The sequence below is a fragment of the Diaphorobacter sp. genome, assembly GCF_050251835.1.
In the GTDB taxonomy this organism is placed as follows: domain Bacteria; phylum Pseudomonadota; class Gammaproteobacteria; order Burkholderiales; family Burkholderiaceae_C; genus JBFXIE01.
In genome coordinates this window covers 22,457-31,162 of the sequence record NZ_JBFWLZ010000037.1, presented here as the reverse complement: position 1 = coordinate 31,162, position 8,706 = coordinate 22,457, and the positions used below count along the sequence as shown (strand labels likewise).

The 8,706-nt window shown below is 67.4% G+C and carries 9 protein-coding genes; 6 read left to right on the top strand and 3 right to left on the bottom strand.

Going from position 1 to position 8,706, the window contains the following annotated elements; all coding sequences use genetic code 11:
- Nucleotides 1-1,684 (bottom strand): 3-hydroxyacyl-CoA dehydrogenase NAD-binding domain-containing protein (locus AB7E35_RS12100; protein WP_428167625.1); only part of this gene is annotated, 1,684 nt, incomplete at its 3' end.
- A gap of 120 nt (nucleotides 1,685-1,804) precedes the next feature.
- On the opposite strand from AB7E35_RS12100, the gene AB7E35_RS12095 reads away from it, so the two are divergent.
- From AB7E35_RS12095 to AB7E35_RS12085, 3 genes are all read left to right on the top strand, one after another.
- Nucleotides 1,805-2,716 carry a LysR family transcriptional regulator gene (locus tag AB7E35_RS12095; RefSeq protein ID WP_428167624.1) on the top strand — a complete coding sequence of 304 codons (912 nt, stop codon included), beginning with the start codon at nucleotides 1,805-1,807 and terminating at the stop codon, nucleotides 2,714-2,716.
- Between the two features lie 92 nt (nucleotides 2,717-2,808).
- The gene (locus AB7E35_RS12090; RefSeq protein WP_428164097.1) at nucleotides 2,809-3,039 is read left to right on the top strand and encodes an antitoxin; all 231 of its coding nucleotides are present in this window, start codon (nucleotides 2,809-2,811) and stop codon (nucleotides 3,037-3,039) included.
- 2 nt (nucleotides 3,040-3,041) lie between these two features.
- Nucleotides 3,042-3,458, top strand: coding sequence for a type II toxin-antitoxin system VapC family toxin (locus tag AB7E35_RS12085; protein ID WP_428164098.1), 417 nt, complete (start codon nucleotides 3,042-3,044; stop codon nucleotides 3,456-3,458).
- A gap of 49 nt (nucleotides 3,459-3,507) precedes the next feature.
- Here AB7E35_RS12085 and AB7E35_RS12080 read toward each other — a convergent pair whose 3' ends face one another.
- A complete protein-coding gene (locus AB7E35_RS12080) occupies nucleotides 3,508-4,104 on the bottom strand; it encodes a hypothetical protein (RefSeq protein WP_428164099.1) in 597 nt (198 codons plus the stop codon).
- A 375-nt stretch (nucleotides 4,105-4,479) separates the two neighbouring features.
- On the opposite strand from AB7E35_RS12080, the gene AB7E35_RS12075 reads away from it, so the two are divergent.
- Nucleotides 4,480-5,934, top strand: a complete 1,455-nt coding sequence (locus AB7E35_RS12075; protein WP_428164100.1) for a diguanylate cyclase — start codon at nucleotides 4,480-4,482, stop codon at nucleotides 5,932-5,934.
- A gap of 44 nt (nucleotides 5,935-5,978) precedes the next feature.
- Nucleotides 5,979-6,410 carry a PAS domain-containing protein gene (locus AB7E35_RS12070; protein ID WP_428164101.1) on the top strand — a complete coding sequence of 144 codons (432 nt, stop codon included), beginning with the start codon at nucleotides 5,979-5,981 and terminating at the stop codon, nucleotides 6,408-6,410.
- Between the two features lie 88 nt (nucleotides 6,411-6,498).
- Here the strand turns inward: AB7E35_RS12070 and AB7E35_RS12065 are convergent, their stop codons facing one another.
- Nucleotides 6,499-8,472 (bottom strand): MFS transporter, encoded by a 1,974-nt coding sequence (locus AB7E35_RS12065; protein ID WP_428164102.1) that lies wholly within the window; start codon nucleotides 8,470-8,472, stop codon nucleotides 6,499-6,501.
- On the opposite strand from AB7E35_RS12065, the gene AB7E35_RS12060 reads away from it, so the two are divergent.
- The coding region (locus AB7E35_RS12060) for a hypothetical protein (RefSeq protein ID WP_428167623.1) at nucleotides 8,471-8,706 on the top strand (236 nt) is incomplete at its 3' end. The two genes, AB7E35_RS12065 and AB7E35_RS12060, sit on opposite strands and share 2 nt — an antisense overlap.

The window sequence follows — 8,706 nt, the reverse complement described above, 5'->3', positions numbered from 1 at the left end:
CGCGCTCGCAGACGCGGTCGGCCACCTCCACATAACGCGCCTGGGGGTCGCGCGTGGCGGCGCGGCGCTTGCGCGTGGCCCAGCCAATGTCGCCACCGGCCAGGTCGGTCACCTGGAACGGGCCCATCGCAAAACCAAAGCCGCGCACGGCCTCGTCGATCTCGTAGGGGCTGGCGCCGTCTTCCATGATGTAGTCGGCGGCCTGCTTGTACACGGCCAGGATGCGGTTGCCGATGAAGCCGTCGCACACACCGGCGCGCACGGGGATCTTCTTCATCTTCTTGGCCAGCGCGAAGGCGGTGGTCACCACGTCGGGGGCCACCTTGGCGGGCACCACAATCTCCAGCAGCTTCATGATGTTGGCCGGGCTGAAGAAGTGCAGGCCGATCACATCTTGCGGGCGGCTGGTGGCGGCGGCAATGGCGTCGATGTCCAGGTACGAGGTGTTGGTGGCCAGCACCGCGCCCGGCTTGCAGACGCGGTCCAGTTCCTTGAACACGGCCTTTTTCACTTCGAGGTCTTCAAACACGGCCTCGATCACCAGATCCACGCCAGCGATGTCGTCGTAGCGGGTGGACGGCGTGTAGCGCGCCATGATGGCGGCCTTGCCTTCCGCGGTCAGGCGGCCCTTGGCGATCAGGCCGTCATAGACCTTCTCGACGTTCTTCTGGCCGCGCGCAATCGATTCGGCGTCGCGCTCGATCATGGTCACGGTGAAGCCCGCATCCAGCGCCGACACGGTGATGCCCGCGCCCATGGTGCCGCCGCCAATGACGGCCAGGCTGGACAGCGCACGGGGGGCGGCGGCCTTGGCCTCGGGGATCTTGGCGGTCTCACGCTCGGCAAAGAAGGCGTGCACCAGGCCCTGGCGCTGGGGGCTGTTCAGGCATTCGATGAACAGGGCGCGCTCGCGGGCCAGGCCCTCGTCAAACGGCAGCTCCACGGCGGCGCGCACGCATTCCACGATCTTGCCGGGCGAGAACAGGCCGCGCGATTTCTTGGCCGTATCAAGCGCCAGCGCATCCAGCGCCGCCAGCGCCGCGGCCTTGTCAGCCACCTGCAGGTCGCGCGTGCGGCGCGGCTGCGCGCCCTGGGCCAGCAGTTCATTGGCATAGGCCAGGCCGGCAGCCACGGGGTCGGTGCCTTCGACCAGCTTGTCCACCAGCTTGGCGGCCAGCGCCGCCTTGGCATTCAGGTGCTTGCCGCTGAGCATCAGATCGGCAGCCGCCTGCACGCCCATCAGGCGCGGCGCGCGCTGCGTGCCGCCAGCGCCGGGCAGCAGGCCCAGGTTCACCTCGGGCAGGCCCAGCAGGGCCGTGGGCAGGGCCAGGCGGTAGTGGGCGGACATGGCCACCTCCAGCCCGCCGCCCAGCGCCGCGCCGTGGATGGCGGCAATCACCGGCTTGGCGCACGACTCCAGGCGGTTGCATACCTCGGGCAGTGATGGCGGCACGGGCGGCTTGCCGAACTCGCGGATGTCGGCGCCGGCGATGAAGGCCTTGCCCTCGCCCACGATCAGCAAGGCGCGCACGGCGGCGTCGGCCTCGGCCTGCTCCACAGCGGCCAGCAGACCGGCGCGCACCGCCTGGCCCAGGGCATTGACGGGGGGGTTGTGGATGGTCACCACCAGCACCGCGCCATCAAGGCGGGTGTGGACTGCGGCAGCGTTGGCTTGCTCACTCATGCGCATGTCTCCTGTTGACGAAGCAAATACAGAAACGAACATTTTTGCCACGATAAGGAATCTTTACAATCCCATGAACCATTGACAGACTGTCAAGCCAATTAAGACAAACTGCCCCCTATGGACCTGAATGCGCTGACCTTGCTGGTGGAAATCATCGACAGCGGCAACCTGAGCCAGGCCGCCCGCAAGCTCAAGATGACGCGCGCCAACGTCAGCTACCACCTGACGCAGCTGGAAAAATCACTGGGCGTGCAGCTGGTCAGGCGCACCACGCGCCGCGTGGAACCCACCGAAGTGGGCCTGCGCCTGTACGAGCACGGGCGCAGCATCCGCAACGAGCTGGCCGCAGCCCAGGAGACCATCACCAGCCTGGGCCAGGAACTGCAGGGCCGCGTGGGCATCAGCGTGCCCAGCGGCTACGGCGAGATGGTGATGGGCCGCTGGCTCATCGAGTTCAAGCAGCTGTACCCGCGCATCGTGCTGGACGTGCTCTTTGAAAACCGCGCCGACCACCTGCGCGACGAGGTGGACATTGCCATCCGCGTGATCCAGGAGCCGCCGCTGTCCGTGATTGCGCGCAGCCTGGGCAGCGTGCATTACGTGGCCTGTGCCTCGCGCAGCTATGCCGAGCGCCACGGCCTGCCAGCCACGCTCTACGAGCTGCGCAACAGCCCGCTCATCACGGCAGGCGTCACGGGGCGGCAGTTGCGGCTGGCGGCCTACCAGGGCACCGAGCGCCAGGAGATGCTGCTGGAGCCGACGCTGATCTCCGAGCACTTCCCCTTCCTGCGCCAGGGCATCCTGGCCGGCCTGGGCGTGGGCCTGGTGCCCGACTACGTGGTGCAGGACAAGGTCGCCAGCGGCGAGGTGCTGACCACGCTGCATGAATACCGCCTGAGCATCTTCGGCACGCACCTGTACCTGCTGTACCTGCCCAACCGCCACCAGACGCGGGCCGTGCGCACCTGCATCGACTTTCTGCTGGCCAAGGCCGGCCATGCAGCGCCTGCGCCCTCGCCAGCGCCATGAAAAACCGCCGCACGGCCGCGCCCCGGGCCTGTTGTGGTGCGGGCCGCGGATGGATACAGTGTTACGGACCACATCAGAACCCGGAGGCAGCCATGCCCTACGCCCGCGTTTTTCAGTCCGGCAACAGCCAGGCGGTGCGCTTGCCCAAGCAGTTTCGGGTCAACGTCGGGCAGGTGGAGATTTTTCGCCAGGGCGACGACATCGTGCTGCGCCAGACGCCGCCCACTGCGGCTGTCGTTTTCGACCTGCTGACCGAGCTACCGCAAGACTTCATGGTCGATGGCCGCAGCAACACGCCGCCGCAAGAGCGCGAGGCACTGTGATCATGACTGCCGCATCCGCGCGCTACCTGCTGGACACCAGCATCTGCATTCGTATCGCCATGGGGCACCCCCAGGCGGTGCGCGACCGCTTTGCGCGGCATGCGCTGCACGAACTGGCCTTGTCCGTCGTCACCGTGGGCGAGTTGCGTTTTGGCGCTGAAAGAAGCCAGTCGCGTGACCAGGCCCTGGCCACCATTGAGCGGCTGGTGCAGCTGATAGGGCCCCGCCCGCTGCCCATGGCCGCGGCCGAGCATTACGGTCACATTCGCGCCGCGCTGCACGGACAAAGCCAATCCATTGGCAACAACGACCTGTGGCTGGCCGCGCATGCCCGCGCCGAGGGCTGGACGCTGGTCACCCACCACGCCCGTGCATTGGCCCGCGTGCCGGGACTGCAGATCGAGAACTGGGGGGACTGAGCGGACTGAGCGGCCGCGACCACGATGACAAGCGCCGCCGCCCGTAGCCCTACGGCACGAACACGGGGTCTGAAAACACCAGCGTGCCGTCTTTGCGCACCATCAGGTTGTCCGTCTTCAGAAGATCGGGCAGCACCTCGTAGTCCTCGACGAACTCTGCCAGGGTCTTGAGCGCGGCCTGAAAGGACTGGTCCCAGGCGAAAGGCCCGCCCACGGCCAGGTGGTACATGGCAACGCGCCCCATTTGCGCGCCCAGCTCGCGCCAGCGCAAGCAGCCGTCCCAGTAGGCCTGAACCAGCTGGCTGGCCAGCACGGCGGCCTGCGCGTTGGGTGTCAGCGGGTACAGGCGCTCGGTCTCCAGCAGATACATCCGGTAGCCCGACCGGGCCACACCCACATCGCCGTGGTCGGCATAAACGATGGGAAAGTGCTTGCCCCGCGGCCGGTCGGCGGCGGTGTGCAGCCAGTAATCGGCCGGCGACGTGACCAGCTTGTACACCCGCTCGCCGTCGCCTTTGTCGAGCACGATCGAGTGCTGACCGCGCCCGATCTCCTTTTTGCCCTCGAGCAGCGGGTGCGCGGGCACCGGGTCGGGCAAGACGCCGCTGGCCGAGGCAGACTGGGCACCAAAAGGGAAGTTCAGCATGACAACACTCCGTTGGGCCGATCCAGAGGGCTGTCAGACTTGGAGCCCCGATCAATGGCAACCGAAGATTGCGCCATCAACGGCCCTGGCCAAGACAGTGTTTGCCGCCTTTGCAGCCGGCGGTCTCATGATCCGGCATCTTTCTTGCTATCGATCCGGTCACTTGCCCAAGCCCTTCCAGCAACGCCAGGCAGGCAGATCAGGCAGCACCGAACCTGGAAAGCAGGTTACCCCAGTTCAACCCGCAGGTCATGGCCGGGCCGACCACCGCGTCAGATGCAGGCGGCGCTGCGCCCGGGTCTTGGCACCACACAGACAAGGTTTTATACGTTTGATTACATTTGTTTGACTTTCTGCCCACTGGTATCGCGCGCAATGCAGTCTCCCATCGCCCCGGCCTCTGCGGCCACGCCCGCCACGCCGCTGTGGCGCGGTCAGTTGTGCCTGGCGGTCTGCATCTTTCTGACCTGCCTGGTCGGTATCGTTAGCCGCCCCGTGGGTTACCTGTCCATATTTTGGCTGGCCAACGCGGTCATGCTGGGCTTGCTGCTGCGCCACCCGCGCTGGGGCGCGTCGCCCCTCACGTGGCTGTATGCGCTGGCCGCCTTCATGGCAGCCGACCTGCTCACTGGCTCGACGTGGCAAAAAGCCGTGGGACTCAATACCGCCAATGTGGCGGGCGTGCTGGCCGGCTGGCTGTACCTGGCCCGGCAGCCGCCGCAGGTGCTGCGGCTGCGCCACCAGCGGTCGGTCTTGCACCTGCTGGCGGGCTGCACCATCGCAGCGCTGGGCTGCACACTGGTGGGCGGGCCGGCCGGCGCGTATCTGCTGGGCATGCCGCTGTGGGATTCGATGGCCATGTGGATGTCCACCGAGTTCTACACCTTCATCCTGGTCACGCCCCTGTTTCTGTCTGCGCCCCGCGGGTGGGTGTGGCGCTGGCGCAAGCACGATGACGATGCGCTGGCGGCGCAGCAAGGCCGCACGCATCGGCTTTTGCCGCTGGCGGCGCTGCTGGTGTCCGAGGCGATGACCTTTGCCATCGGCGGGCCGGGCTCGCTGGGCTTCAGCATGCCGGCGATGGTGTGGTGCGCCATGGCCTACGGCGTATTCCCCACCACGGTGCTGAACCTGCTGCTGTACAGCTGGAAGACGGCCTCCGTGGCGCTGGGGGCCTTTGCCTTCACGCCCGAGCACCTGCAGGATGTGATGTCGCTGCGCTATGGCATGGCGCTGCTGTCGCTGGCGCCGCTGGCGGTGGCCTGCGCCTACGCGTTGCGGCTGCAGGCGCTGAACCGGCTGGGCCATGCCGTCAACCACGATTACCTGACCGGCCTGCTATCGCGCCGCGCACTGATAGAGCGCGGCAACCGCCTGCTGGAGCGCCTGAGCCAGGAAGGCACCAGCGTGGCCGTCATCATGCTGGATCTGGACCACTTCAAGCAGATCAACGACCGCCACGGCCACGCCCAGGGCGATGCGGTATTGCGCCAGTTCGCCACGCTGGCGCTGCAGCATGTGCGCCCGCAGGATCTGATGGGGCGCATGGGCGGCGAGGAGTTTGCCTTGATCCTGCCGCACGTCACCCAGGCGCAGGCGGTGGAAGTAGGCCAACGCCTGCGCCAGCAGCTGAGCGCCCACCGGTTCGCGCTGCCCTGCGGTGGCGAGCTGCAGGTCACGCTCAGCGCCGGGGTGCACCAGGTGCCCCGCCCGGGCACGGGTGACCGGCTGGAGCTGCTGCTGTCCAAGGCCGATGCGGCGCTGTACGAGGCCAAATCCAGCGGCCGCGAACAGGTGCGCTGCTATGCCCAGCCCGGGATTTCGTACTGAAAGCGTGTTTACGCTCTGGGCCCCTGGGGCGCACAATGCCCGCCATGAGCACAGCCCCTGCCCCAGCCGTTCCGTGGGAGCGCATCGCCTGCGACATGGCCGACGCGCTGATCTACTGCGACCGCGAAGGCGTCATCCGTGCCTGGAACCCGGGCGCCGCCGCGCTGTTTGGCTTCAGCGCGCAGGAGGCGCTGGGCCAGAGCCTGGACCTGATCATCCCGCCGCATCTGCGCCAGGCGCACTGGCGCGGCTTTGACCGCGCCATCGAGCGCGGCAGCTGCGGCCGCGAGGTGCGCACCACGCGCGGCACGCACAAGGAAGGGCGCAAGCTGTACGTGGACATGAGCTTCAGCGTGGTGACCGACGGCAGCGGCCAGGTGCTGGGCTGCGCCGCCGTGGCGCGGGATGCGACAGGGCGCCACCTGGCCCATGTGGCGCAAGCGGCGCAGGCAGCGCAGGCAGCGCCCAAGGGCTGAGGACCCGCCCGGAAAATATCAGTCAAAATGGCATCCAGCCCTTTTATGTCAAGCGCCAGCAGCTATTAATAAAGTAGCGCGGCCACCGTCAACCCTGCGCCAGCAGGCCCGCCACCCGCTCGCGCAGCAGGGCGGGTTGCACCTCGGCGGCGGCCAGGGGCGGGCCCACGTTCAGGCCCACGCGGCTCCACAGACCGCGCCTGAAGGGGCGCACCATGGCCTCGCCGCGCTCGATGCGGCTGAAGTACGAACCCCACAGACGGGTCAGCGCCAGGGGCACCACGGGTGGCTGCAACCCGTCTGCCTGGGCGTGCTCGATGATCTTCATGATGCCGCCCTTGAAGGGCTGCAGCTGCCCGTCACGCGTGATGCCGCCCTCCGGGAAGATGGCCAGCAGATCGCCACTGCGCAACACCTGCGCCGCGCGCTCAAAGGCGGCCTCGTAGGTGGCGGCGTCCTCCCGCTGCGGCGCAATCGGAATGGCCTTGGCTAGCCGAAACAGCCCTCCCAGCACCGGCATGCGAAAGATGCGGTGGTCCATGACGAAACAGATGGGCCGCGGGCTGGCCGCCATCAGCAGCACGGCATCGACAAAGCTGACGTGGTTGCACACCAGAATGGCCGCGCCCGTGGCAGGGATGTGCTCGTCACCGCGCACCTTGAAGCGATAGACGCAGCGCGACAGCACCCAGGCCACGAAGCGCAGCAGGTACTCGGGCACCAGCAGGAAGATGTAGAACGCCACCACCGCATTGGCGATGCCGGTGAACAAAAAGATTTGCGGCACCGCGGCGCCCGCCGACAGCAGCGCCCCCGCCAGCAACGCGCTGGCGATCATGAACAGCGCGTTGAGGATGTTGTTGGCCGCGATGATGCGCGCGCGGTGCGTGGGCTGGCTGCGCATCTGGATCAGCGCGTACATGGGCACGCTGTACAGACCGGTGAACAGGCTGAGCAAGGCCAGGTCGGCCATCACGCGCCAGTGCGCGGGCTGCGCCACGAAATCCGCCAGGCCCATGGCGTGCGCGGCGGGCAAATGGCGCACCGCAAAGTACAGGTCGATGGCGAACGCGCTCATGCCAATGGCCCCCAGCGGCACCAGGCCGATCTCCACATGCCGGCGCGACAGCACCTCGCACAGCAGCGCGCCCACGCCTATGCCCACCGAAAACACCACCAGCAGCAGCGACGCCACCTGCTCGTTGCCGTGCAGCACGTCCTTGGCAAAGCTGGGGAACTGGCTCAAGAACACCGCGCCGAAGAACCACATCCAAGAGATGCCCAGCAGCGAGCGGAACACCACCGCGTTGCCGTGCGCCAGCCGCAGGTTGCGCCAGGTTTCGGTGAAGGGGTTCCAGTTGACGGCCAGATGCGGGTCGGTGGCCGGGGCCTTGGGAATCCACTGCGCCGCGGCACGCCCCGCCAGCGCCAGCACCAGGCAGGCCACCGCCACGCTGGCGTGGCCCACGCCGGGCAGGGCCACCAGCAGCCCGCCCGCCACATTGCCCAGCAAGATGGCGACGAAGGTGCCCATCTCCACCATGCCGTTGCCGCCCGTCAGCTCCCGCTCATCCAGCGCCTGCGGCAGGTAGGCGAACTTGACGGGGCCAAACAGCGTGGAGTGCAGCCCCATCAAGAACACGCAGCCCAGCAGCACCGCCACGCTGACGGTGGCGTCCTGCGCCATGAAGCCCGCCCCCGCCACCAGCATGATGGCGATCTCCATGTCCTTCACCCGGCGGATGATGCGCGTCTTCTCGTACTTGTCGGCCAGCTGCCCCGCCGTGGCCGAGAACAGCAAAAACGGCAGGATGAACACCGCCCCGATCACCAGCCCCGCCAGCGCCGGCGGCATCCACGCCACGCTGAGCTGGTAGGTCACCATCACCGTGAAGGCGAACTTGAACAGGTTGTCGTTGGCCGCGCCGGCAAACTGCGTCCAGAAAAACGGCGCGAAGCGGCGCTGGCGCAGCAAGGCGAACTGGTTGGGGTGCGCCAGCGCAGCGGCGACCGGTGTGCCCGTTGAGGTGGCGGTGGATGACGAGGGGTGCTGCGCGCTCATGGATGATGGCCTGGAAGTGCGGCGTGCCGCAAACAAGGGGACGAGGCCACCCATTGTGAGCGCACCCCATGACAGCCGCCAGCAATCCGACAGCTCCAAGCACTATCTTATTGATAGCATCCGGTACCGCGCAATCAATGCCTCGGCGCGGATACGCTCAGGCATCCGAAGCAGGACCGACAAACACCGTCAGCACGCCGCTGTAGCTGTAGAGCTGGTGGTCGGCGATCTCCC

Coding starts and splice junctions, on each gene's coding strand:
- AB7E35_RS12090 (WP_428164097.1), top strand. CDS start 2,809: ATGCCCTACGCCCGCGTTTTTCAGTCCGGCAACAGCCAGGCGGTGCGC.
- AB7E35_RS12095 (WP_428167624.1), top strand. CDS start 1,805: ATGGACCTGAATGCGCTGACCTTGCTGGTGGAAATCATCGACAGCGGC.
- AB7E35_RS12080 (WP_428164099.1), bottom strand. CDS start 4,104: ATGCTGAACTTCCCTTTTGGTGCCCAGTCTGCCTCGGCCAGCGGCGTC.
- AB7E35_RS12085 (WP_428164098.1), top strand. CDS start 3,042: ATGACTGCCGCATCCGCGCGCTACCTGCTGGACACCAGCATCTGCATT.
- AB7E35_RS12065 (WP_428164102.1), bottom strand. CDS start 8,472: ATGAGCGCGCAGCACCCCTCGTCATCCACCGCCACCTCAACGGGCACA.
- AB7E35_RS12070 (WP_428164101.1), top strand. CDS start 5,979: ATGAGCACAGCCCCTGCCCCAGCCGTTCCGTGGGAGCGCATCGCCTGC.
- AB7E35_RS12075 (WP_428164100.1), top strand. CDS start 4,480: ATGCAGTCTCCCATCGCCCCGGCCTCTGCGGCCACGCCCGCCACGCCG.